This is a genomic window from Pseudomonas sp. PONIH3, from assembly GCF_002934345.1.
Taxonomy (GTDB): domain Bacteria; phylum Pseudomonadota; class Gammaproteobacteria; order Pseudomonadales; family Pseudomonadaceae; genus Aquipseudomonas; species Aquipseudomonas soli.
In genome coordinates this window covers 2,501,178-2,524,968 of sequence record NZ_CP026386.1, presented here as the reverse complement: position 1 = coordinate 2,524,968, position 23,791 = coordinate 2,501,178, and the positions used below count along the sequence as shown (strand labels likewise).

The 23,791-nt window shown below is 62.7% G+C and carries 25 protein-coding genes; 11 read left to right on the top strand and 14 right to left on the bottom strand.

Features of this window, described 5'->3' with window-relative positions; all coding sequences use genetic code 11:
- Positions 1-73 precede the first annotated feature (73 nt).
- The 5 genes from C3F42_RS11695 to C3F42_RS11675 form a co-directional block, all read right to left on the bottom strand.
- The gene (locus C3F42_RS11695; RefSeq protein ID WP_023629089.1) at positions 74-346 is read right to left on the bottom strand and encodes an HPr family phosphocarrier protein; all 273 of its coding nucleotides are present in this window, start codon (positions 344-346) and stop codon (positions 74-76) included.
- A 19-nt stretch (positions 347-365) separates the two neighbouring features.
- Positions 366-1,220, bottom strand: coding sequence for an RNase adapter RapZ (gene rapZ / locus C3F42_RS11690; protein ID WP_023629088.1), 855 nt, complete (start codon positions 1,218-1,220; stop codon positions 366-368).
- Between the two features lie 2 nt (positions 1,221-1,222).
- Entirely contained in the window at positions 1,223-1,687 is a 465-nt protein-coding gene (ptsN, locus tag C3F42_RS11685; RefSeq protein ID WP_023629087.1) for a PTS IIA-like nitrogen regulatory protein PtsN, read from the bottom strand.
- A 12-nt stretch (positions 1,688-1,699) separates the two neighbouring features.
- Positions 1,700-2,008 (bottom strand): ribosome hibernation-promoting factor, HPF/YfiA family, encoded by a 309-nt coding sequence (hpf, locus tag C3F42_RS11680; RefSeq protein ID WP_023629086.1) that lies wholly within the window; start codon positions 2,006-2,008, stop codon positions 1,700-1,702.
- A gap of 78 nt (positions 2,009-2,086) precedes the next feature.
- Complete coding sequence (locus C3F42_RS11675; RefSeq protein ID WP_023629085.1) at positions 2,087-3,583, bottom strand: RNA polymerase factor sigma-54; 1,497 nt, start codon at positions 3,581-3,583, stop codon at positions 2,087-2,089.
- Between the two features lie 136 nt (positions 3,584-3,719).
- Between C3F42_RS11675 and C3F42_RS11670 the strand changes: the two genes are divergently transcribed.
- Positions 3,720-4,748: an IS30 family transposase gene (locus C3F42_RS11670; protein ID WP_100774681.1), complete on the top strand. Its 1,029-nt coding sequence runs from the start codon at positions 3,720-3,722 to the stop codon at positions 4,746-4,748.
- A gap of 125 nt (positions 4,749-4,873) precedes the next feature.
- Here C3F42_RS11670 and lptB read toward each other — a convergent pair whose 3' ends face one another.
- The 5 genes from lptB to C3F42_RS11645 are packed head-to-tail and all read right to left on the bottom strand — an operon-like array spanning position 4,874 to position 8,191.
- The gene (gene lptB / locus C3F42_RS11665) at positions 4,874-5,599 is read right to left on the bottom strand and encodes an LPS export ABC transporter ATP-binding protein (protein WP_023629084.1); all 726 of its coding nucleotides are present in this window, start codon (positions 5,597-5,599) and stop codon (positions 4,874-4,876) included.
- Positions 5,600-6,124: a lipopolysaccharide transport periplasmic protein LptA gene (gene lptA / locus C3F42_RS11660; protein WP_023629083.1), complete on the bottom strand. Its 525-nt coding sequence runs from the start codon at positions 6,122-6,124 to the stop codon at positions 5,600-5,602.
- The gene (gene lptC, locus C3F42_RS11655) at positions 6,111-6,683 is read right to left on the bottom strand and encodes an LPS export ABC transporter periplasmic protein LptC (RefSeq protein ID WP_046856968.1); all 573 of its coding nucleotides are present in this window, start codon (positions 6,681-6,683) and stop codon (positions 6,111-6,113) included. The genes lptA and lptC overlap by 14 nt, the downstream gene beginning before the upstream one ends.
- A gap of 8 nt (positions 6,684-6,691) precedes the next feature.
- On the bottom strand, positions 6,692-7,216 hold the full coding sequence (locus tag C3F42_RS11650; RefSeq protein ID WP_104444470.1) for an HAD family hydrolase: 525 nt from the start codon (positions 7,214-7,216) through the stop codon (positions 6,692-6,694).
- Positions 7,217-8,191, bottom strand: a complete 975-nt coding sequence (locus tag C3F42_RS11645) for an SIS domain-containing protein (RefSeq protein WP_038707430.1) — start codon at positions 8,189-8,191, stop codon at positions 7,217-7,219. It lies immediately after the preceding gene.
- Positions 8,192-8,436: 245 nt separating this feature from the next.
- On the opposite strand from C3F42_RS11645, the gene C3F42_RS11640 reads away from it, so the two are divergent.
- The 10 genes from C3F42_RS11640 to hisC all read left to right on the top strand — a co-directional run bounded on the left by C3F42_RS11640 (position 8,437) and on the right by hisC (position 16,367).
- Positions 8,437-9,246 carry an ATP-binding cassette domain-containing protein gene (locus C3F42_RS11640; RefSeq protein WP_023630420.1) on the top strand — a complete coding sequence of 270 codons (810 nt, stop codon included), beginning with the start codon at positions 8,437-8,439 and terminating at the stop codon, positions 9,244-9,246.
- Positions 9,246-10,043, top strand: a complete 798-nt coding sequence (gene mlaE, locus C3F42_RS11635) for a lipid asymmetry maintenance ABC transporter permease subunit MlaE (protein WP_031315029.1) — start codon at positions 9,246-9,248, stop codon at positions 10,041-10,043. Before C3F42_RS11640 ends, mlaE begins: the two co-directional genes overlap by 1 nt.
- Positions 10,043-10,528 (top strand): outer membrane lipid asymmetry maintenance protein MlaD, encoded by a 486-nt coding sequence (gene mlaD, locus C3F42_RS11630; protein ID WP_023630422.1) that lies wholly within the window; start codon positions 10,043-10,045, stop codon positions 10,526-10,528. The genes mlaE and mlaD overlap by 1 nt, the downstream gene beginning before the upstream one ends.
- Positions 10,529-10,537: 9 nt before the next feature.
- Positions 10,538-11,191 carry a phospholipid-binding protein MlaC gene (locus tag C3F42_RS11625; RefSeq protein ID WP_104444469.1) on the top strand — a complete coding sequence of 218 codons (654 nt, stop codon included), beginning with the start codon at positions 10,538-10,540 and terminating at the stop codon, positions 11,189-11,191.
- Positions 11,188-11,490, top strand: coding sequence for a lipid asymmetry maintenance protein MlaB (locus tag C3F42_RS11620; protein WP_104444468.1), 303 nt, complete (start codon positions 11,188-11,190; stop codon positions 11,488-11,490). Before C3F42_RS11625 ends, C3F42_RS11620 begins: the two co-directional genes overlap by 4 nt.
- 118 nt (positions 11,491-11,608) lie before the next feature.
- Positions 11,609-11,848, top strand: a complete 240-nt coding sequence (locus C3F42_RS11615) for a BolA family protein (RefSeq protein WP_023630425.1) — start codon at positions 11,609-11,611, stop codon at positions 11,846-11,848.
- Between the two features lie 23 nt (positions 11,849-11,871).
- Entirely contained in the window at positions 11,872-13,137 is a 1,266-nt protein-coding gene (murA, locus tag C3F42_RS11610) for a UDP-N-acetylglucosamine 1-carboxyvinyltransferase (protein ID WP_046856963.1), read from the top strand.
- Positions 13,138-13,230: 93 nt separating this feature from the next.
- Complete coding sequence (hisG, locus tag C3F42_RS11605) at positions 13,231-13,866, top strand: ATP phosphoribosyltransferase (RefSeq protein WP_023630427.1); 636 nt, start codon at positions 13,231-13,233, stop codon at positions 13,864-13,866.
- A gap of 126 nt (positions 13,867-13,992) precedes the next feature.
- Complete coding sequence (gene hisD, locus C3F42_RS11600) at positions 13,993-15,315, top strand: histidinol dehydrogenase (protein ID WP_023630428.1); 1,323 nt, start codon at positions 13,993-13,995, stop codon at positions 15,313-15,315.
- 2 nt (positions 15,316-15,317) lie between these two features.
- Positions 15,318-16,367 (top strand): histidinol-phosphate transaminase, encoded by a 1,050-nt coding sequence (gene hisC, locus C3F42_RS11595; RefSeq protein ID WP_104444467.1) that lies wholly within the window; start codon positions 15,318-15,320, stop codon positions 16,365-16,367.
- Between the two features lie 852 nt (positions 16,368-17,219).
- On the opposite strand, the gene C3F42_RS11590 is transcribed toward hisC, so the two are convergent.
- From C3F42_RS11590 to C3F42_RS11575, 4 genes are all read right to left on the bottom strand, one after another.
- Positions 17,220-20,252 carry a multidrug efflux RND transporter permease subunit gene (locus C3F42_RS11590; protein ID WP_104444466.1) on the bottom strand — a complete coding sequence of 1,011 codons (3,033 nt, stop codon included), beginning with the start codon at positions 20,250-20,252 and terminating at the stop codon, positions 17,220-17,222.
- Between the two features lie 13 nt (positions 20,253-20,265).
- Complete coding sequence (locus C3F42_RS11585) at positions 20,266-21,408, bottom strand: efflux RND transporter periplasmic adaptor subunit (RefSeq protein WP_104444465.1); 1,143 nt, start codon at positions 21,406-21,408, stop codon at positions 20,266-20,268.
- A gap of 214 nt (positions 21,409-21,622) precedes the next feature.
- Positions 21,623-22,720 (bottom strand): DUF1513 domain-containing protein, encoded by a 1,098-nt coding sequence (locus tag C3F42_RS11580; RefSeq protein WP_104444464.1) that lies wholly within the window; start codon positions 22,718-22,720, stop codon positions 21,623-21,625.
- Positions 22,721-22,722: 2 nt separating this feature from the next.
- The gene (locus tag C3F42_RS11575; RefSeq protein WP_104444463.1) at positions 22,723-23,787 is read right to left on the bottom strand and encodes an imelysin family protein; all 1,065 of its coding nucleotides are present in this window, start codon (positions 23,785-23,787) and stop codon (positions 22,723-22,725) included.
- Between the last annotated feature and the right edge of the window lie 4 nt (positions 23,788-23,791).

The window sequence follows — 23,791 nt, the reverse complement described above, 5'->3', positions numbered from 1 at the left end:
GCACCGGCGACACTGGTATCGCTGGGCAAGCCGATCCCACGTTCCAGTTATCCGTTTGCCGTCCTCGCCTGGCTCATTCGCCTTCGTCGAAGAAGTTCTCGATCAACGTGACCAACGCTTCCATGGCGTCGGTGTCCTGCTCACCTTCGGTGAGCAGGTGCACCTGGGTGCCCTTGCCGGCGGCGAGCATCATCACCGCCATGATGCTCTTGCCGTCCACCAGCTTGTCCGGCGCGCGCCCGACACGTACCTGGCAGGGGAAGCGCCCGGCCACGCCGACGAACTTGGCGGCCGCCCGCGCATGCAGGCCCAGCTTGTTGATGATGGTGATTTCGCGGGCGGGCATCGTGGGGCGGATCCTGTGGCTAGAGGTCGCGGTGGCGGACCTGGACGTTTTTCAGGGATTGCTGGAGCAGTTGGCCAAGCCGTTCGGTAATGTACACCGAGCGGTGGTGGCCGCCGGTACAGCCGATGGCGATGGTGACATAGGCACGGTTGCTGGCGGCGAAGCGCGGCAGCCATTTGAGCAGGTAGCTGGAAATGTCCTGGAACATCTCCTCGACGTCCGGCTGCGCGGCCAGGTAGTCGATCACCGGCTGTTCGAGGCCGGAATGTTCGCGAAGTTCCGGCTTCCAGTACGGATTGGGCAGGCAGCGCACGTCGAACACCAGGTCGGCGTCCACCGGCATGCCACGCTTGAAACCGAACGACTCGACGAGAAACGCAGTGCCGGGCTCGGGCTGGTTGAGCAGGCGCAGCTTGATCGAGTCACGCAACTGGTACAGGTTCAGGTTGGTGGTGTCGATCTTCAGGTCGGCAAGGTCGGCAATCGGCCCCAGCAGCTCGCTCTCCACCCGAATTGCCTCAGCCAGCGAACGGCTGTCGTTGGTCAGTGGGTGGCGGCGGCGGGTTTCCGAGAACCGCTTGAGCAGGGTGTCTTCGTCGGCATCCAGGTACAGCACGTCGCACTGGATATGCCGGGAACGTGCCTCCTCCAGCAACTGCGGGAAGCGTGACAGATGGCTGGGCAGGTTGCGCGCATCGATCGAGACCGCAACCTTGGGTTGCAACAGCTCTGTGTTGATCAAGGCGTTTTCGGCCAGCTGCGGCAACAGCCCGGCGGGCAGGTTGTCGATGCAGTAGTAGCCGTTGTCTTCCAGCACGTCGAGGGCGGTGCTCTTGCCGGAGCCGGAGCGACCGCTGACGATGATCAGGCGCATGTTCAGTGCTCGTTCTGTACGTCCAGGACGACCTGGTAGAGGGTCTCGCTGCTGTCGGCGGCACGCAGGCGATCGCGGACCTCCTTGCGATCGAGCATGCTGGCGATCTGGCGCAGCAGTTCAAGGTGGGCGTCGGTGGCCGCTTCCGGGACCAGCAGGACAAACAGCAGGTCGACCGGGGCGCCATCGATGGCATCATAATCGATGGGGGCATCCAGATGCAGCAGGGCGCTGACAGGCGCGCTGCAACCTGTCAGGCGGCAGTGGGGAATGGCGATGCCATTGCCAAAACCGGTGGAGCCCAGTTTTTCGCGAGCCCACAGGCTGTCGAAGACGTCTTGCATCTCCAGCTCGGGTACTTGCTCGGCGATCAGGTTGGCGACCTTTTCCAGGGCGCGCTTCTTACTGCCGCCCGGCACGTTCACGAGGGAACGGCCGGGGGTCAGGATGGTTTCAAGTCGGATCATGGATGAGGGGGATCAGCGGGCGGCTGCGCCTTGCAGCAGGCTTTGCTGTTTTTCCTTGTGCTTTTTCAGTTGACGGTCGAGCTTGTCGGCCAGGGCATCGATGGCTGCATACATGTCTTGGTGTTCGGCGTTTGCCACCACCTCACCGCCGGGAATCTGGAGCGTGGCTTCGATCTTCTGCTGGAGCTTCTCGACTTTCATGATCACCGTCACGTTGGTGATCTTGTCGAAATGACCCTCCACCCGGGCGAGCTTCTCGAGCACGTAATCGCGCAGTGGTTGGGTGACTTCTACATGCTGTCCACTGATGTTGACTTGCATACAGCTTCTCCTTTGTTGCCCGTGCATAAAGAGGCAGGTGTTGCACCTGCCACTGAAACGCTGTGGCACATCCGGGGGCTACATCAGCCGCTTACGCTCGCTCGAGGGTGCGATCCCCAACGACTCGCGATACTTGGCGACGGTGCGACGGGCTACCTGGATGCCTTGTGCCTCCAGTAAACCAGCGATCTTGCTGTCACTCAATGGCTTTTTCTGATTTTCCGCAGCCACCAGTTTCTTGATGATCGCGCGGATAGCCGTAGACGAGCATTCGCCGCCTTCGGCGGTGCTCACGTGGCTCGAGAAAAAGTATTTCAGTTCGTAGATGCCGCGTGGGGTGTGCATGTATTTCTGGGTGGTTACCCGGGAAATTGTCGATTCATGCATGCCTACCGCTTCGGCGATGTCATGCAGGACCAGCGGTTTCATCGCCTCGTCGCCATGGTCGAGGAAGCCACGCTGGTGTTCGACGATCTGCGTCGCCACTTTCATCAGCGTCTCGTTGCGGCTCTGCAGGCTCTTGATGAACCAGCGCGCTTCCTGCAACTGATTGCGCATGAACGTGTTGTCGGCGCTGGTGTCGGCACGACGGACGAAGCCGGCGTACTGCGGATTGACGCGCAGCTTCGGCACTGCCTCCTGGTTGAGCTCGACCAGCCAGCGCTCGCTGTCCTTGCGCACGATGACGTCGGGCACGACGTACTCGGGTTCACTGGACTCGATCTGCGAGCCTGGGCGCGGGTTGAGGCTCTGCACCAGTTCGATGATCTGGCGCAGCTCGTCTTCCTTGAGCTTCATGCGGCGCATCAGCTGGCTGTAGTCACGGCTGCCGAGCAGGTCGATGAAGTCGGTGACCAGGCGCTGTGCCTCGCTCATCCAGGGTGTCGAGGCCGGCAGCTGGCGCAGTTGCAGCAGCAGGCATTCGCCGAGGGTGCGGGCGCCAATGCCGGCAGGCTCGAACTGCTGGATGCGGTGCAGTACTGCCTCGACCTCGTCCAGCTCGATGTCCAGCTCCGGGTCAAAACCGGCGCAGATTTCTTCGAGGGTGTCTTCCAGGTAGCCCTGGGCGTTGATGCTGTCGATCAGGGTGACGGCGATCAGGCGGTCGGTGTCGGACATCGGCGCCAGGTTGAGCTGCCACAGCAGGTGGCTTTGCAGGCTCTCGCCCACCGATGTGCGAGTGGTGAAGTCCCATTCGTCATCATCGTTGCTTGGCAGGCTGCTGGCGCTGGTCTGGTAGATGTCTTCCCAGGCGGTGTCGACCGGCAATTCGTTGGGGATCCGCTCGGCCCACTCGCCGTCCTCGAGGTTTTCCGTATTGCTGCTGGAGGTTTCCTGGAAACTGTTGTCCTGGGCTTCGGCGACCGGCTTGTTCTCGGCGTTGTCCGCCATCGGGTCGCTGTTGTCGAAGTCCTCGCCGTCTTCCTGACGTTCGAGCATCGGGTTGGACTCCAGCGCTTCCTGGATTTCCTGCTGGAGGTCCAGGGTGGAGAGCTGAAGCAGGCGGATGGCCTGTTGCAACTGAGGTGTCATCGTCAGTTGCTGGCCCATTTTTAGGACGAGCGATGGTTTCATGGCTGGGGCTTAATACCTTGTTGCCGGCGCGCATGCGCCATCCACTACACGTAGGGCGCTTGGGCGCCGACTTTAAGCAAGGGCGGCGGCAAAAACTGAGTGCAACACCTGACCTTTCCGGTACGGTGCTGCCACTATGTCTTATACCGAACTCAGCGTTGAAGAGCGCGCCACCATTCAAATCGGTCGTACTCAAGGCTTCAGCCTGCGTAGGATTGCCTGCTTGATCAACCGATCCCCTTCGACCATCAGCCGGGAGCTGCGCCGCAATCGAGATGTCTGTGGCGGCTACTCGGCCCACGCGGCCCAGCAGCAGATGCAGGCTCGCCGCCAGGTGTGTCGACCGAAGCGAAAGCTGTTGCCGGGTGGTGAGCGCTTCGAGTTGGTGGCGCATATGCTCCGTGAGCGTTTGTCTCCCGAGCAGATTGCCGGCAAGCTGCGCAGCATGAACATTCCCAGCCTCAGAGATGCCTACGTCTGTCGCGAGACGATCTATAACGCGATCTATGCCCTGCCGGTCGGTGAACTGCGCAAGGAGCTGATCATCTGCCTGCGGCAAAGCAAGACGACACGCCGACCGCGCTCTGGTGGTGTGGATCGGCGCGGCCAGATCCCCGAGATGGTCAGTATTCATGTGCGCCCGCCGGAGATTGAAGACAGGCAGATGCCGGGGCATTGGGAAGGCGACCTCATCAAGGGTAAGGCCAACGCCTCGTCCGTCGGTACGCTGGTGGAACGCACCAGTGGCTACCTGATGCTGGTAAAGATGAACGACGCGACGGCGACTTCGGCGCTGGAAGGCTTCAGCGCCGCGCTCAATGGCATGCCGCTGGAGATGCGAAAGAGCATGACTTACGACCAGGGCCGGGAGATGGCGCGACACGCCGAGATCACCCAAAGAACCGGCGTGGCGATCTACTTCTGCGACCCGCACAGCCCTTGGCAGCGCGGTAGCAACGAAAACATCAATGGCCTGATCCGCCAGTACCTGCCCAAAGGCACAGACCTGTCGGTACACAGCCAGGAAGAACTGAATGCCATCGCACTGCAACTGAACATGCGTCCGCGTAAGCGCTTCGACTTCAAATGCCCAATCGAAGTTATGGGCGAGGTGATGCAGAAGGCCATGGCTATGCGGCATGATGCTCCAGTTTCAATTCAATGACCGTGTTGCACTCAGCTCCTGCAACCGCCAAGTTATATGCCTGAAATTGCAGCGTTTGCCTAGAGCACTGTAACAACTTAAGCCCCGATCAGGCGCATTCGCCAGTGCTCCGGGCAGGCCTGCGGTCAGAGTCGGAACTCATGCCCCAGGTAAACTTCCTTGACCAACTGGTTGGCCAGGATGGTCTCGGCATCGCCTTCGGCGATCAGTTGGCCATCGTTGACGATGTAGGCCGTCTCGCAGATGTCCAGGGTCTCGCGAACGTTGTGGTCGGTGATCAGTACGCCGATGCCCTTGTTCTTGAGGTGGTGGATGATCTGCTTGATATCGCCGACGGAAATCGGGTCGACACCGGCGAACGGTTCGTCCAGCAGGATGAACTTGGGTGCGGTGGCCAGGGCGCGGGCGATCTCGACCCGGCGACGTTCGCCACCGGACAGGCTCATGCCCAGGTTGTCGCGGATGTGGCTGATGTGGAATTCCTGCAGCAGGCTTTCCAGCTCTTTGCGTCGGCCTTCGCGGTCGAGGTCCTTGCGGGTCTCGAGGATGGCCATGATGTTGTCGGCCACCGACAGCTTGCGGAAGATCGAGGCTTCCTGCGGCAGGTAGCCGATACCGGCCTGTGCGCGCCCGTGCATGGGCTGGTGGCTGACGTCGAGGCTGTCGATCAGCACACGGCCCTGGTCGGCCTGGACCAGGCCGACGATCATGTAGAAACAAGTGGTCTTGCCGGCGCCGTTGGGGCCGAGCAGGCCGACGATCTGGCCGCTGTCGATGGACAGGCTGACGTCGCGCACGACTTGCCTGCCCTTGTAGCTCTTGGCCAGGTGCTGGGCTTTGAGGGTTGCCATTTACTCGGCCTTTTTCTTCGGTTGAATGACCATGTCGATACGCTGACGCGGTGCAGTCACGTTGCCACCGCGCCCGGCGGTAGCCACCTGGGTCTTGGTGTTGTAGACGATCTTCTCGCCTTCGGTGGTGTTGCCTTCGTTCTCGACCTTGGCGCGGTCGGTGAGGATCACCACGTCTTTCTGCGCCTGGTATTGGATGGTCACGGCCCAGCCTTTCATCTTGTCGGGCTTGGCGGCGCTCTGCTGCTGCTCGAAGTAGGCCAGGTTGCCCACCGAGGTGACCACGTCGATATCGCCGTTGGCGGCGCGGGTCATGGTCACGGTGTTGCCTTTGATCATCATCGAGCCCTGGGTGATGATCACATCGCCCGTGTAGGTGGCGACGCCCTGCTTGTCGTCCAGGTGGGCGTTGTCCGCCTGGATGCGGATCGGCTGGTCACGGTCGTTCGGCAGGGCGAAGGCGCTCGCGCTTCCCAGTGCTACGCCCAGGCTGAGCAGAAGGGGGATGGTTTTAACGAGCCTCATACTGTCCTCTTACGTTAGAGAGCAGGTCCATCCTGCCTTCTTTCAAATACGCTTTCATTCCTTTGCCCGTAGTCGTGCCACCGGCGCCGTCGATTCTAACGGCTTGCTCGGTCTGCGCATATTGCTTCTGCGGGAACACGGTCATGCGTGTGCTGGTGATGATGGTTTCGCGTTGCTTCTCGTCGGTGCGCGCCACGCGCACTTCGTCGATCAGCTCCACCTCGGTGCCGTCCGGGTTGACCTCGGCGCGCTTGCTCTGCACATGCCAGGGGTACTCGGTGCCACGGTACATGTGCAGGTCGGGGGTGGTCACCAGGGTGACCTCGCTGGCCTTGAGGTGCTCGACCTTGGCGGCGGTCATCTCGTACTGCAGCTTGCCGTCGGGCAGGAACTGCAGGCTGTGGGCGTTGATCGCGTAGTAGTCGATGGCGCTCTGGTCGACCTGGGCCTGGGGTTGCTCGAGGAAGCTTTCCGGGCTGATGTTCCAATAGCCTACCGCAACCAGCACGGCGGCAATCCCGCCTAGCAGCGCGACATTTCTGATCTTCTTGCTGAGCATGGGCAGCCTTACAGGTAATGGGCGTTGGCAGCGTCCAGGGTGCCCTGGGCCTGCATGATCAGTTCACAGAACTCGCGGGCGGCGCCTTCGCCGCCGCGGGCCTGGGTAACGCCGTGGGCGTGCTGGCGAACGAAGGCCGCGGCATTCTGCACCGCCATGCCCAGACCGACGCGGCGGATCACCGGCAGGTCGGGCAGATCGTCGCCGAGGTAGGCGACCTGTTCATAGCTTAGATTGAGTTCGGCGAGCAGGCCGTCCAGCACCACCAGTTTGTCCTCGCGGCCCTGGAACAGGTGCTGGATACCGAGGTTCTTGGCCCGGCGCTCGACCACAGGGGTCTTGCGCCCGCTGATGATCGCGGTGGTCACGCCCGAGGCCATTAGCATCTTGATGCCGTGGCCGTCGAGGGTGTTGAAGGTCTTGAATTCGCTGCCGTCCTCGAGAAAGTACAGGCGGCCATCGGTGAGCACGCCATCGACGTCGAACACGGCCAGCTTGATGGCCTTGGCGCGTTGCATCAGGTCCTGGTTCATTTACATCACTCCGGCGCGCAGCAGGTCGTGCATGTTCAGGGCGCCGGTCGGGCGGTCGTCCTGGTCGACAACCACCAGCGCGCTGATCTTGTGGTCTTCCATGATCTTCAGTGCCTCGGCGGCGAGCATCTCGGCCCGGGCGGTCTTGCCGTGCACGGTCATTACTTCGTCGATGAGCGTCTTGTGCACGTCGATGTTGCGGTCCAGGCTGCGGCGCAGGTCACCGTCGGTGAAGACTCCGGCCAGCTTGCCGTCGTTACCCAGCACCACGGTCATGCCCAAACCTTTGCGAGACATTTCAAACAGCGCGTCCTTGAGCAGGGTGCCGCTCTTTACCACGGGCAGTTCTTCGCCGGCATGCATGACATTCTCGACCTTCAGCAGCAGGCGACGGCCCAGCGCGCCGCCCGGGTGGGAGAAGGCGAAGTCTTCGGCGGTGAAGCCGCGAGCCTCCAGCAGGGCAATGGCCAGGGCGTCGCCCAGCGCCAGCGCCGCGGTGGTGGAAGAGGTGGGTGCCAGGTTGAGCGGGCAGGCTTCCTGGGCGACGCTGGCGTCGAGGTTGACTTCGGCGGCCTGGGCCAGGGGCGAGTCCGGTTTGCCGGTGAGGCTGATCATCTGGATGCCCAGGCGCTTGATCAAGGGCAGCAGGGTGACGATCTCGGCGGTGCTGCCGGAGTTGGACAGGGCAAGAATGACATCGTCACGGGTGATCATGCCCATGTCGCCATGGCTGGCCTCGGCTGGGTGCACGAAGAATGCCGGGGTGCCGGTGCTGGCCAGGGTGGCGGCGATCTTGTTGCCGATGTGCCCCGACTTGCCCATGCCTACCACCACGACCCGTCCCTTGCTGGCCAGGATCAGTTCGCAGGCCTTGACGAAGTCCCCGTCGATGCGGGCCAGCAGGGCCTCCACGGCCTCGAGTTCGAGGCGCAGGGTGCGCTGGGCGGATTGGATCAGCTCGCTGGATTGAGTCATGTCGAAACGCAATGCCTGATGAAAAGGCGGCGATTATAGCCGCAATGTGTGAAAGGCTCATCCTTCGAATGTCATATGGATGCCGCGCTTGCCTGTCTGTGCCCTGAACGAGTGGGGTGACGGCCTTGGGGCGGGCCTATCAGCGGTGCTATAGTTCGCCGCTATTCGGCCCGCCGGGGACCTGTGTGCCTTCCAGATGAAGGCAGGCGTCCACTATGACGAGGCTGCACTAGCAAGGAGTCTAGATGAGTGTGGATAGCGCCTACGCGGTCGAGTTGAAGGGCGTCACCTTCAAGCGCGGTTCGCGCAGCATTTTCAGCAACGTGGACATACGCATTCCCCGCGGCAAGGTCACCGGCATCATGGGGCCTTCGGGGTGCGGCAAGACCACCTTGCTGCGCCTGATGGGCGCGCAGTTGCGCCCGGCCGGCGGCGAAGTCTGGGTCAATGGGCAGAACCTGCCCGCGCTGTCGCGGGGCGACCTGTTCGATGCGCGCAAGCAGATGGGCGTGCTGTTCCAGAGCGGTGCGTTGTTCACCGACCTGGATGTGTTCGAGAACGTGGCCTTCCCGCTGCGGGTGCATACGCAGCTGTCGGACGAGATGATCCGCGACATCGTGCTGATGAAGCTGCAGGCCGTGGGCCTGCGCGGCGCCATCGACCTGATGCCCGACGAGCTGTCCGGTGGCATGAAGCGCCGTGTGGCGCTGGCCCGTGCGATCGCCCTCGACCCGCAGATCCTCATGTACGACGAGCCTTTCGTCGGCCAGGACCCGATCGCCATGGGCGTGCTGGTGCGCCTGATCCGCCTGCTCAACGATGCCCTGGGCATCACCAGCATCGTGGTCTCCCATGACCTTGCGGAAACCGCGAGCATTGCCGACTACATCTATGTGGTCGGTGATGGCCAGGTGCTGGGGCAGGGCACGCCGGACGAACTGATGGGCTCGGACAACCCGCGCATCCGCCAGTTCATGAAAGGCGACCCGGATGGCCCGGTACCCTTCCACTTCCCTGCGCCTGACTACCGCGCCGATCTGCTGGGGACGCGTTGATGCGCAGAAAATCCTTACTCGAACGTATCCGTCTGTTCGGCCGTTCGGCCATCGATGTGCTGGCCGTGCTGGGACGCTCGTGCCTGTTCCTCGGCCATTCGCTGGGCGGGCGCAGTGGTATCGGCGGCGGTTTCCAGCTGCTGGTCAAGCAACTGTATTCGGTGGGCGTACTGTCGCTGGCGATCATCGTCGTGTCCGGCGTGTTCATCGGCATGGTGCTGGCCCTGCAGGGCTACAGCATTCTCAACAAGTACGGCTCGGAACAGGCGGTGGGGCAGATGGTCGCCCTGACCCTGCTGCGCGAGCTGGGGCCGGTGGTCACTGCATTGCTCTTTGCCGGTCGCGCGGGCTCCGCGCTGACCGCCGAAATCGGCAACATGAAATCCACCGAGCAGTTGTCGAGTCTGGAAATGATCGGCGTCGACCCGCTCAAGTACATCGTGGCGCCACGCCTGTGGGCCGGCTTCATTTCGCTGCCGCTGCTGGCGCTGATCTTCAGTGTGGTGGGCATCTGGGGCGGCTCGTGGGTTGCCGTGGACTGGCTGGGCGTCTACGAAGGCTCGTTCTGGGGCAACATGCAGAACAGTGTCTCTTTCAGCGACGACGTGCTCAACGGGCTGATCAAGAGCCTGGTGTTCGCCTTCGTCGTCACCTGGATCGCCGTATTCCAGGGGTACGACTGTGAGCCCACTTCAGAAGGGATCAGCCGTGCCACCACCAAGACCGTGGTCTATGCCTCGTTGGCAGTCCTGGGTCTGGACTTTATTCTGACCGCCTTGATGTTTGGAGATTTCTGATGCAAAACCGCACCCTGGAAATCGGTGTCGGCCTGTTCCTCCTGGCCGGGATCCTGGCGCTGCTGCTGCTGGCCCTGCGTGTCAGCGGGCTGTCGGCCAGCCCGAGCAGCGACACATATAAAGTTTATGCGTACTTCGACAATATCGCCGGTTTGACGGTCAGAGCTAAAGTGACCATGGCCGGTGTGACCATCGGCAAGGTCACCGCCATCGATCTGGATCGCGACTCCTACACCGGTCGGGTGACGCTGCAGTTGGACAAGCATGTCGACAACCTGCCGACCGACTCCACTGCCTCGATCCTGACTGCCGGCCTGCTGGGCGAGAAGTACATCGGCATCAGCGTGGGCGGCGAGGACGTGGTTCTCAAGGATGGCAGCACCATCCACGACACGCAGTCGGCGCTGGTGCTGGAAGATCTGATCGGCAAGTTCCTGCTCAACTCGGTGGGCAAGGAACCGAAAGAAGCTCAACCGGCTAATTAAGGAGTTTCCATGATTTCGATCCTGCGACGTGGCCTGCTGGTTCTGCTGGCGGCCTTCCCCCTGCTGGCCCTGGCGGCGCCGGGGCAGTCTGCCCGTGATGTGATCCAGGGCACCACCACCCAGTTGCTCAGCGACCTGAAGAGCAACAAGGAGCAGTACAAGGCCGACCCCAATGCGTTCTACAACGCGCTCAACGCCAATCTTGGCCCGGTGGTCGATGCCGACGGCATCTCCAAGAGCATCATGACGGTCAAGTATTCGCGCAAGGCCTCGCCCGAGCAGATGCAGCGCTTCCAGGAGAACTTCAAGCGCAGCCTGATGCAGTTCTATGGCAACGCCTTGCTGGAGTACAACAACCAGGGCATCACCGTCGACCCGGCCAAGGCCGAGGCTGACGATCGCACCAGCGTCGGCATGAAGATCACCGGCACCAACGGTGCGGTCTATCCGGTGCAGTACACCATGGTCAAGCTGGACGGCGAGTGGAAGGTGCGTAACGTCATCGTCAACGGCATCAACATCGGCAAGCTGTTCCGCGACCAGTTCCAGGATGCCATGCAGCGTAACGGCAACAACTTGGACAAGACCATCGACGGTTGGGCCGGTGAAGTGGCCAAGGCCAAGGAAACAGCCGACAGCTCGCCGGATAAGGAAGTCAAATGAGCGACGCCGCCGTGAGCATGGCCGCGCCGGGCGTTCTTGCCCTGGCCGGTGTGCTGGATTACCGCAGCGGCCCGGCCCTGCGCAAACAGGGCAAGGCGTTGATCGCCGCCAGTGGTGAGGCGCGCCTGGTGTTCGATTGCACTGCGGTGGTCAAGTCGAGCAGCGTCGGCCTGTCGTTGCTGCTGGGGTTCATGCGCGATGCCCTGGCGGCTGGAAAAACCTGGGAGTTGCGCGGTATCCCCGAGAACATGCAGGAAATTGCCGGGGTCTACGACCTCGACGAGGTATTGGCGGGCTGATGCCCTGCCGTTCGGGAAAGGCCCCTCGGTCAGTGCGCCCCTTCATGGGCTTCGCAGGCGAGGGGCTTTTTTGTATGATGGCCGACCCGCGCGCGTTGGGCGCCGATCGAGGTTGAGCATGCAGGCCGTAGAAGTTAAAAGCTTTCTGGAAGAGAAATTGCCGGGAACCCAGGTCGAAGTTGAAGGCGAAGGCTGCAACTTCCAGTTGAACGTGATCAGCGACGAGCTGGCCGGCCAGAGCCCGGTCAAGCGTCAGCAGGCGATCTATGCTCACCTCAATCCGTGGATCGCCAACGGCAGCATTCACGCGGTAACCATGAAATTCTTCAGCAGCGCAGCCTGGGCTGAGCGCACCTGAGCCTACTTGGCGGCGAGATACGTATGGACAAACTGATTATCACTGGTGGCGCGCGTCTCGATGGCGAGATCCGCATTTCCGGCGCAAAGAACTCCGCCCTGCCGATCCTTTCGGCCACCCTGCTGTGCGATGGCCCGGTCACGGTCGGCAACCTGCCGCACCTGCACGACATCACCACCATGATCGAGCTGTTCGGCCGCATGGGCATCGAGCCTGTGATCGACGAAAAGCTCTCGGTGGAGATCGACCCGCGTACCATCAAGACCCTGGTCGCTCCCTACGAGCTGGTCAAGACCATGCGTGCCTCGATCCTGGTGCTCGGCCCCATGGTGGCCCGCTTCGGTGAGGCCGAAGTGGCCCTGCCGGGTGGCTGCGCCATCGGTTCGCGTCCGGTCGACCTGCACATCCGCGGTCTGGAGGCCATGGGCGCGAAGATCGACGTCGAAGGCGGCTACATCAAGGCCAAGGCCCCCGAAGGCGGCCTGCGTGGCGCGCACTTCTTCTTCGACACCGTCAGCGTCACCGGCACCGAGAACATCATGATGGCCGCCGCCCTGGCCAAGGGCCGCAGCGTGCTGCAGAACGCCGCCCGTGAGCCGGAGGTGGTCGACCTGGCCAACTTCCTGATCGCCATGGGTGCGAAGATCCAGGGCGCCGGTACCGACACCATCACCATCGATGGCGTCGAGCGCTTGCACTCGGCCAACTACCGTGTCATGCCCGACCGCATCGAGACCGGCACCTACCTTGTCGCCGCTGCCGTGACCGGTGGCCGCGTCAAGGTCAAGGATACCGACCCGACCATCCTCGAAGCTGTCCTCGAGAAGCTCAAGGAAGCCGGCGCCGACATCACCACCGGCGAAGACTGGATCGAGCTGGACATGCACGGCAAGCGGCCGAAGGCCGTTAACCTGCGTACCGCTCCGTACCCGGCGTTCCCGACCGACATGCAGGCGCAGTTCATTTCACTCAACGCCATCGCCGAAGGCACTGGCGCGGTGATCGAGACCATCTTCGAAAACCGCTTCATGCACGTGTATGAAATGCACCGCATGGGCGCGCAGATCCAGGTCGAGGGCAACACTGCCATCGTCACTGGCGTCAAGGCGCTCAAAGGTGCGCCGGTAATGGCCACCGACCTGCGTGCTTCCGCCAGCCTGGTGCTGTCGGCGCTGGTCGCCGAAGGCGACACCCTGATCGATCGCATCTACCACATCGACCGTGGCTACGAGTGCATCGAGGAGAAACTGCAGATGCTGGGCGCGAAAATCCGTCGCGTGCCGGGCTAGCAGTCACCGTGGCGCAGGGACGCGCCAGCCGAATCGTATGCGGTCGGGCTGCTGAGCCCGGCCGGCAGTAGACGCTTAAGGACCGACGTTCCAATGTTGACCATCGCGCTATCCAAAGGCCGTATTCTCGACGATACCCTGCCACTGCTGGCCGAGGCCGGTATCGTGCCGACCGAGAATCCGGACAAGAGCCGCAAGCTGATCATCCCCACCACGCAGGATGATGTGCGCCTGCTCATCGTGCGTGCCACCGATGTCCCGACCTATGTCGAGCATGGCGCCGCCGACCTCGGTGTGGCCGGCAAGGACGTGCTGATGGAATACGGTGGCCAGGGCCTGTACGAACCCCTGGACCTGCAGATCGCCCAGTGCAAGCTGATGACCGCTGGCGTAACCGGCGCACCAGAGCCCAAAGGCCGCCTGCGCGTGGCTACCAAGTTCGTCAATGTAGCCAAGCGCTACTATGCCGAACAGGGCCGCCAGGTCGACATCATCAAGCTGTACGGCTCCATGGAGCTAGCGCCACTGATCAACCTTGCCGACAAGATCATCGACGTGGTCGACACCGGCAATACCCTGCGCGCCAACGGCCTCGAGCCCCAGGACCTGATCGCCACGATCAGCTCGCGCCTGGTGGTCAACAAGGCCTCCATGAAGATGCAGCACGCCCGTATCCAGAGCCTGATCGACACCCTGCGCAACGCCGTCGAATCGCGACACCGCGGCTGACCTCTGCGCGCGACCTCCGCTGTCGCGCCCGTCTATCCGCGTCATAGCCTTTTTTCTCAGGTGCCCGCGCGGATGGAGTGGTAGCTTTAGGGCGCCTGAACATCCGCTAATAACGAGGCCCTCGCCATGACCGTGTCCACTGCAATTGCCCGTCTCAACGCCGCTGACCAGGATTTCGCCCGACATCTGGATCATCTGCTGAGCTGGGAAAGTGTGTCCGATGACGCGGTCAACCAGCGCGTGCTCGACATCATCAAGGCCGTGCGTGAGCGCGGTGACCAGGCACTGGTGGAGTTCACCCAGCGTTTCGATGGTGTTGATGCCAAGACGATCGACGATTTGATCCTCGATCGCGAGCGCCTGGAGCTTGCGCTGACGCGCATCACCCCGGTACAGCGCGAGGCCCTGGAAAAGGCCGCCAACCGCGTGCGCATCTACCATGAGCGGCAGAAGCAGGACTCGTGGCAGTACACCGAGGCTGACGGCACTGTCCTCGGCCAGAAGGTCACGCCGCTGGACCGTGCCGGGCTGTATGTGCCTGGTGGCAAGGCGTCGTACCCATCGTCGGTACTGATGAATGCCATTCCGGCCAAGGTCGCGGGGGTCAGCGAGGTGGTAATGGTAGTGCCGACCCCGCGTGGCGAGGTCAACGAACTGGTACTCGCCGCGGCCTGCATCGCCGGGGTCGACCGTGTGTTCACCGTCGGTGGCGCCCAGGCCGTGGCAGCCCTGGCCTACGGTACCGAGAGCGTGCCGCAGGTGGACAAGATCGTCGGCCCGGGCAACATCTATGTGGCGACCGCCAAGCGCCATGTGTTCGGCCAGGTCGGCATCGACATGATCGCCGGCCCTTCGGAGATCCTGGTGGTCTGCGACGGCCAGACCGACCCGGACTGGATCGCCATGGATCTGTTCTCCCAGGCCGAGCACGACGAGGATGCCCAGGCGATTCTGGTCAGCCCGGACGCCGCTTTCCTTGATCGCGTCGCTGCCAGCATCGACAAGCTGCTGCCGACCATGGAGCGTGCCGAGATCATCGAGAAGTCGATCAATGGCCGTGGCGCGCTGATCCAGGTGCGTGACATGCAGCAGGCCATCGAGGTGGCCAACCGCATTGCCCCCGAGCACCTGGAGCTGTCGGTGGCCGATCCGCAGGCCTGGTTGCCGCAGATCCGCCATGCCGGCGCGATCTTCATGGGCCGCCACACCAGCGAGGCGCTGGGCGACTACTGCGCCGGCCCCAACCACGTGCTGCCGACCTCCGGCACCGCGCGCTTCTCTTCGCCACTGGGCGTGTATGACTTCCAGAAGCGTTCGTCGATCATCTTCTGCTCCGAGCAGGGCGCGTCCGAGCTGGGTCACACCGCTTCCGTGCTGGCCCGGGGCGAATCGCTGACCGCCCACGCGCGCAGCGCCGAATACCGCATCCTCAACGAGAAGGGGAACTGAGCATGAGTCGATTCTGGAGTCCCTTCGTCAAGGACCTGGTGCCTTACGTGCCGGGTGAGCAGCCGAAGCTGGCGCGGCTGGTCAAGCTGAACACCAACGAGAACCCCTATGGCCCGTCGCCCAAGGCGCTGGAAGCCATGCGCGGCGAGCTCAACGACAACCTGCGGCTGTATCCGGACCCGAATGGTGACCGGCTCAAGCAGGCGGTGGCCGAATACTACGGTGTGACGCCGGCCCAGGTGTTCGTCGGCAACGGCTCGGACGAGGTGCTGGCGCACATCTTCCACGGCCTGTTCCAGCACAATCGTGGGCCGCTGCTGTTCCCGGACGTCAGCTACAGCTTCTATCCGGTGTATTGCGGTCTGTACGGTATCGCGTTCGAGCAGGTAGCACTGGATGAGCAGTTTCAGATCCGGGTTTCGGACTACAGCAAGCCTAATGCCGGGGTCATCTTCCCCAACCCCAATGCGCCGACCGGCTGCCTGTTGCCGCTTGAGGCGGTCGAGCAACTGCTGCAGGCCAACCGGGATTCGGTGGTGGTTGTCGATGAGGCCTACATCGATTTCGGTGGCGAAACGGCCATCAGCCTGGTTGATCGCTATGACAACCTGCTGGTGACCCAGACCTTGTCCAAGTCGCGTTCGCTGGCGGGGCTCAGGGTTGGCCTGGCGGTGGGGCATCCCGACCTGATCGAGGCGTTGGAGCGGATCAAGAATAGCTTCAACTCCTATCCGTTGGATCGCATGGCGATTGTCGGGGCGGCGGCGGCGTTCGACGACCGTGAGTATTTCGATGAGACCTGCCGCAAGGTTATCGACAGCCGGGAGGTGCTGGTTTCTGAGTTGGTGGCGCGTGGGTTCGAAGTGCTGCCTTCGGCGGCGAACTTTATCTTTGCCCGGCATCCCGGGCAGGATGCTGCCGGGATCGCGGCGCGGCTTCGTGAGCAGGGGGTGATTGTTCGGCACTTCAAGCAGGAGCGGATTGCGCAGTTCCTGCGGATTACGATTGGGACGCCGGAGATGAACCAGGCTTTGCTTGATGCTTTGAATTGATTTCAGGGTTTTGACAGGGGGGCGGATTGGGGGTGGTTGTTCTGACTTCTGATTCGCCCTTTGTTGTTGTTGTTGTTGTTGTTGTTGTTGTTGTTGTTGTTGTTGTTGTTGTTGTTGTTGTTGTTGTTTGGTGGTTTTGGAAGTTGTATGCGCATTCATTTTTGATGTCGACGCTTATTCACCTTTCCGCCCTTACGGCGGGTCCCTTTTTGAAGGATCAAAAAGGAACCAAAAAATCCTCGCTCCATTCATCCGGCCCTCCGCTTCGCTCCGGGTTCCCTCACTCCGGCCTTGCTCCCGGGAGGACCGCGCTGAACGCCCCATCCTGGGGCGCAGCGCTTGACGGGCATCCATGCCCGTCACCTCCCTCCGCAAGACCTGCGTTCGGCCTCCTGAAGTCGCGAAGTTACGGGCGGCGCCTGGACTGGCGCAGCTGTCGCTAGTTGGAGCGTAATTAAACTCTCGATTGTTTCGCGGGGCACAGCCAATATATAACTTACTTTGAAACAGTAAACCTCGCATTTCCTGCTCTTGCTCTTGCTTCTAAGCGCGCGATAGTTCAGGCGCTGCCAATTGCGACTTCAGGAGGCCGAGCGGAGTTCTTGCGTAGTGGGGCGACGGCCATGGATGGCCGTCGAGCGCTGCGCCCCAGGATGGGGCGTACAGCGCGGTACCCACGGGAGCAAGAACGGAGCGAGGGAACCCCGGAGCGAAGCGTAGGGGCCGTATGAACGGAGCCGAACGGTTTTGCCGACTTTTGCCAAGACAAAAGTCGGCCGCCGTAAGGGCGGAAAGGTGACTAAATGTCGATATCGTCTACGAATACGCACACAAAACCAAAAACAATCACCCTCAAACCCCAGCAACACCTTTATGCGCCAAAACACTATAAATACAAGGCAAAACAAACAGCGTAAACAAAGTCCCCACCGACATACCGGTAGCAATCACCATCCCGATATCAAACCGGCTGACCGCCCCGGCCCCAGTGGCCAAAATCAAAGGCACCATGCCAAACACCATGGCCGCCGTGGTCATCAGCACCGGCCGCAAGCGAATCGCAGCGGCTTCTTCGATTGCCTCGCGTACCCCAAGCCCCCGCTCGTCCCGTAGCTGATTGGCAAACTCGACAATGAGAATCCCATGCTTGGTAATCAGCCCGATCAGTGTCACCAACCCCACCTGGGTATAGATGTTCATGCTCGAGACCCCAAGGAACAGCGGCAAGAGCGCACCGCAGATGGACAACGGAACGGTCACCAGAATCACCAGCGGATCGCGGAAGCTCTCGAACTGCGCCGCCAGCACCAGGAAGATGATCGCCAGCGCCAGGCCGAAGGTCACCCACAACGCGCTGCCCTCCTGGACGAACTGCCGAGCTGTCCCGGCATAGTCCAGTGAAAAGCCTTCCGGCGCCTCCTCGCGGGCGATGGCGCGCACGGTTTCCAGTGCTTCACCCATGCTCACCAGCGGAACGCCCTGGATGATCGCCGAGTTCAGCTGCTGGAACTGGTTGAGCTGTCGCGGCCGGGCCCGGTCGCTCAGGGTGATCAAGGTCGATAATGGCAACAGTTGGCCTTGCTCGTTCTTCACGTAATAGTTCTTCAGCCACCCGGGGTTGGCGCGGTAGGGCCGTTCAACCTGGGCGATGACCTTGTAGCTGCGACCCTCCAGCGTGAAACGGTTGATCTCGGCCTCGCCAAGCAAGGTCGCCAGGGTGCTGCCAAGGGTGTCCATCGACACGCCCATCTGCGCCGCCTTGGCGCGGTCGATGTCGATCACCACCTCCGGTTTGTCGAAGGCCAGGTCGATGTCGAGGAAGGCGAATTTACCCGAGGCCTGGGCGCGCTCCTTGACCCGTTGCGCCACCTCCAGCAGCGCCGGGTAATCACCGGCGGTGTTGATCACCAGCTGGAACGGCAGGCCCTCGCCGGTGCCGGGCAGCGATGGCAAGTTGAAGCCGAAGATCTGCAGGCCGCCGATCTGTTCGAGTTTGGCCTGCACCAGCGGCAACAGCTGCATCTGCGTGCGCTCGCGTTCGTTCCAGGGTTTGAGCAGGAAGCCGCCGATACCGCTCTGTACGCCGTTGAAACCATTGATCTGGAATGACGAGTAGTACTCGGGGAAGCCCTTGAAGATTGGCGTGAACTGGTCGGTATAGGCGTTGAGGTAGTCCAGGTTCGCGGTTTGCGGTGAACTGCTCATCATGAAGATAACCCCCTGGTCCTCCTCCGGGGCCAGCTCGTTGCGGGTGAACATCAGCAGCACCGGGATCAGGCACATGATGAGCACGGCGAACACCAGCACCACCGGGCGGCTGTTGAGCGTACCGTGCAGCAGGCGCTGGTAGCGTACCTTGAGCGATTCGAAGATCAGGTCCAGGCGGTGGGCCAGCCCGCTGGGGTTCTGTTCGTGGCGCAGCAGCACGGCGCACATCATGGGGGAGAGGGTGAGGGCGACGACCCCGGAGATGACCACGGCTCCGGCCAGGGTCAGGGCGAACTCCTTGAACAGGGCGCCGGTCAGCCCGGTGAGAAAACCAATGGGAGCGTACACAGCAGCCAAGGTGATAGTCATGGACACGACCGGCAGGGCGATCTCGCGGGCACCCTCCAGGGCCGCTTCGAAGGGCGTCTTGCCTTCTTCGATATGGCGGTGGATGTTTTCCACCACGACGATGGCGTCATCCACCACCAGGCCGATGGCCAGTACCATCGCCAGCAGGGTCAGCAAATTCAGCGAATAGCCCATCATCTGCATGAAAAACAGCACGCCAATCATCGACAACGGGATGGTCACCACCGGGATCACCACCGACCGCAGGGCGCCGAGGAACAAAAACACCACGACGATGACGATCAGCACCGCCTCGCCGAGGGTCTTGATCACTTCGTCGATGGAGGCCTGGATAAACAGGGTGGCGTCGTAGGCGATGGACACCTTCAGGCTGGAGGGCAGTTGTTCTTCGAGCTGCGGCATGATCCGCCGTACTTCCTTGATAACCTCCAGCGGGTTGGCCGCCGGCGTGGCCTTGATGCCGATGTAAACCGAGGGCGTGCCGTCGAACGAACTGACCGTGTCGTAGTTTTCGGCGCCCATTTCCACCCGGGCCACGTCACCCAGCAGTACCCGGCTGTCACCGCTGGTCTTCACCGGTAGGGCGGCGAAGGCTTCGGCAGACTTGAGCTCGGTGCTGGCGTTGATGCTGGTGACCACGTACTCGCCCTTCACTTCGCCAGCTGCGGAGAGGAAGTTGTAGCGGCGCACGGCGTTGGTCACGTCCACTGCCGACAGGCCGAAGCCGGCCAGCTTCACCGGATCGATCCAGATACGCATGGCGAACACCTGGTTGCCGAGAATCTCGGCCTCGGCCATGCCCGGCAACGTGGCCAGTTTGGGTTGGATGACCCGTGACAGGTAGTCGGTGATCTGCGGGTTGCTCATTTCCTTGCTGTAGAAGCTGATGTACATCAGTGCCGAGGCGTCGGCGGCCTCCTTGCTCAGTACCGGATCCTCGGAGTCCTGGGGCAGCTTGTTGCGCACCTCGTTGGCCTTGGCCAGCAACTGGGTGAACAGCCGGTCGGTGTCGGCGCCGATCCGCGCGTAGACCGAAATGATCGAGAAGTTCTGCCGGCTCACCGAGGTCATGTAGTCGATGCCGTCGGCGCTGGCCAGGCTCTGCTGCAGCGGCTGGGTGATGTAGCCCTGGATGGTCTCGGCGTTGGCCCCGGGGTAGGCGGTCGTCACCGTGATCAGGGCGTTTTCCATCTGCGGGTACTGGCGGATCTGCAGCTTGCTCCAGGCCTGCAGGCCCAGCAGCAGGATCAGCAGGCTGACCACGCAGGCCAGCACCGGGCGGCGGATGAACGGGTCGGTGAACGCCATGGCCGCCTCCCGTTCACTGCGCGCCAGGCGCGGCGGGTTTCAGGGCTGAATCGGCGCTGATGCGGATCGCCGCGCCTGGGCTCAGCTTGAGCTGACCCGCGGTGACGACCTGGTCACCGGCCTGCAGGCCCTTGAGCACCACGACCCAACCGTCGCGACGCTCGCCGGTCTGCACGGTGAGTTGTTCGGCGATCAGCTGCGGCTGATCGTTGGCATCGTGCAGCGGCTGGCCGTCCTCGCCCTTTTTCGGGCTGACGCGATACACCGAGTTGCCGTAGAGGGTGTAGGTGATGGCGTTTTCCGGCACCACGACCTGCGGTTGCGGGTCGGGCAGCAACAGTTGCAGGCTGGCGAACATGCCCGGCAGCAGCTTGCCTTCGGGGTTGGCCAGGGTGGCGCGGACCATCAGGTTGCGCGTGCTTTCCTCGACCTTGGGGTTGATCGCGCTGAGGCTGGCGGGGAAGGTCTGGTCAGGGTAGGCGGCCACCTGGGCCAGCACGCGCTGGCCGAGGCTCAGGTGTGGCAACGCCTGCTCGGGCACATTGAAGTCGACGTAGAGACTGGACAGATCCTGCAGGGTGGCGATCACCGTACCGCTGGGCAGGTAGGCGCCGACGTCCACTTGGCGGATGCCGATGGTGCCGCTGAACGGAGCGCTGATGCTCTTTTTCGCCAGCGATGCCTTGAGCTGGTCAACCACGGCCTGGTTGCGCCGGTACTGGCTGGCCAGGCGGTCATATTCGCCACGGGAGATCGCCGAGTCGCCGACCAGTTGGCTGCCGCGGCCGAAGTCGACCTTGGCCAGCCCCAGGTCGGTCTGTGCGGTGCCGAGCAGGGCGGTTTCCTGGTCGCTGTCCAATTGCAGCAACAACTGGCCGGCCTTGACCTGTTGCCCGGATTCGAAATGCAGCGACTTTACCGTCCCGGCCACCTCAAGGCTCAACTCAACGCCCTGGTAGGCCTTGAGGCTCCCGACCGCCGGCATGCGCTCCTGCCACTGGCGTAGCTCGGCCTGGGCAGCGGCAACACTGACCGGGGGCCTGGGCTGCGAGAACATCTGCACTTGCCGGTAGATGGAAAAGGCCTTGATGCCCCCCAGGATCAACACGATCAGCAGGACGACGGCCAACATGATCAGCATGCGGCGGCGCAACATGGTCCGGTTCCCTGGAGGTGGATTTTGTTGTTCGTCGGGCACGACCACGGGCGATCCGGCCCACGTGCGATGGGGCAAGTATTGTCGGTTTTCTGGAAAAGGGGAGGAGATAGATTGCCTGTTGTGGCCCCATCGTCGGCAAGCCGGCTCCCACAGGAGGGTGTTGCTGGTGTGGGGCTTGCCGGCGATGGGGCCGGTGCAGGCAATAGAGCGATCAGACCAGGTGCAGATGGTTATCCCAAAAGCCTGAAGGCAGGTCCATCGGTTGCCCGATCAACTGCGCCTGGCGGCAATCATAGAAGCGGCAGCGGCCTTGCCCGGAGGTGACTACGAAACCATCCTTCACCGCTCCGACCCCGGCGCAATCGGGCATCGGCGCATCAAGTTTGACTGCGCCGCTGTCCAGGTCCCAGATGAACAGTCGGTTGGCCCGCGGCGCGGTCAGCGCCACCAGGCGCAGGTCGCTGTGGATGGCGACGCTGGCGGTGTACTGGGCCATCGATTGCAGCTGGCGCTCCGGCACCGGGAAGGCCTGGAACGGCTCGCCCGGGCGCTTGATTGCCAGCAGTTCGGCGGTTTCTTCCGAGCCACCCATGAACTGCTGGCAGGCGGCGATGGTGCCATCATCGCCAACTGCCAGGTGACGCACGCTGTTCATCTGCTGGGCCAGGGTCTCCTTGCTCAGCAGCGTGCCGTCACGCTGCATCAGCACCAGGCTCGGCTCCATGGCGTCGAGGTTCATCTCCACCCGGCTCTCGGCCTCGGTGCGGATGCCGCCGTTGGCCACCACCAGGGTCTCGCCATCGGGCAGCCAGGCCACTTCATGGGGCCCGATGCCGTGGGTGGGGATCTCGCCGCTGTGCACCAGGCGCTCGCCCTCGAAGCGGTAGACGCCCAGTACGCCACGGCCTGGGTCGCTGGTGTCGTTCTCGGTCGCATACAGCCACTCGCCACCCTTGTGGATTACCGCATGGCCATAGAAGTGCCGGTCGGGCTGTGAGGCGAGGGTCTGCAGCAGGCGCCCGTCACGCAGGTCGACCAGATAGCTCTCGGTGCCGGGTCGGCGCGCGACGAACAGCGCGATGGGCAGCGTCGGGTGGTTGATGATCGCATGGCAACGCTGGGCCACCTGGGTGCTGAACACCTGGGTGCCGTCCAGGCGGAAGCCGACGGCGTAGTGCTTGCCGTCGCCGTCGTCGCGGGCCGAAAGCAGCAAGGGTTCGCTGCCTTTGCCGCGGAACAGGCTCCAGCCACCCAGGGTGAGGGCGCTGAGCAGAACGCTACCGAGTTTCAGGGCCTGGCGTCGCAGCATGATCAGTCACCGTCGTTGGCGTTGAAGCCCAGCTGGATGTTCAGCGCCTTGGCCAGCTCGCCTTCGTGCAGGCGGTGGACGACGTTGAGGGCATCGTAGATTTGGTTGAGGGTCTGCTTGCCGGCGTCATCGGCCAGCAGTTCGCCGAGGGTCTTCTGGTTGTCGGCCAGCAGCTTGAGCGCAGCAGCATAGGCGTCGTCGATCTTCTGTGCCAGTGCCGTCTGGTCCTTGGCCAGCAGTCCGCGCAGGCCTTGGTTGTCGACCCCGACCCAGACAGTCTGGGCGGCCTTGAGCGAGGCTTCCAGGCTCTTGATCGACGAGTGGCTGCGCCAGGCCTCGGCCTGCAGTGGTTGGGCAATGCCCTTGCTCTGCCGGCCCATTGGCGCGCCGAGCTTTTTCTTCAGGCTGTCCAGGGCGGTGACCTGGGCACGCAGCACGTCGGCGATCGCCTCGTGGGAGTCGGCGTAGCGCTGGTTGGGGAACTTGGTCATCTGCGACAGCATGCCGTCGGTGCTGTTCCAGCCCTTGAGGATCTCTTCGGCCAAGGCCTTCTGGTGTTCGCCGATGGCGACCAGCAGCGGGCAGTAGCGGGCCTTCTGTTCGGCGCTGGCGATGTCTGGCTTGCTGTCGAACAGGATGTATTCGTAGGCGGACAGGCCACGGACCACGACGCTGGCCTTGCCCAGCGATTCGACGGTGACCGCCTGCTCGCCGTTGACCAGTTGCTCGACCTGGCGGCCGACCAGGTTTTTCTTGTCCGGCCAGAACTGCACCTGCCAGGCACGGTTGCCTTCGGCCAGCGGGCCGACCAGCAATGGCTGCAATTCGGCCCAGGCTTTTTGCGCGTTGAGGAAGTCGGCACGGGCGGTCTCGAGGTCCTGTTTGCCCTCACAGTAGGCCAAGGCGCTGGCGGCCAGTTGCCGGTCGGCCTCAACCCAGCGGCTGTAGGTCGGCAGGATCACCTGCTTGGCGATGGCCGCGGAGGTCACTGCCTGTGGGTCTTGTGGCGAGCAGGCGCCCAAGGCGAGTGCGGCGAGGCTGGTGAACAACAGTTTGGGTCGGAACATGCCC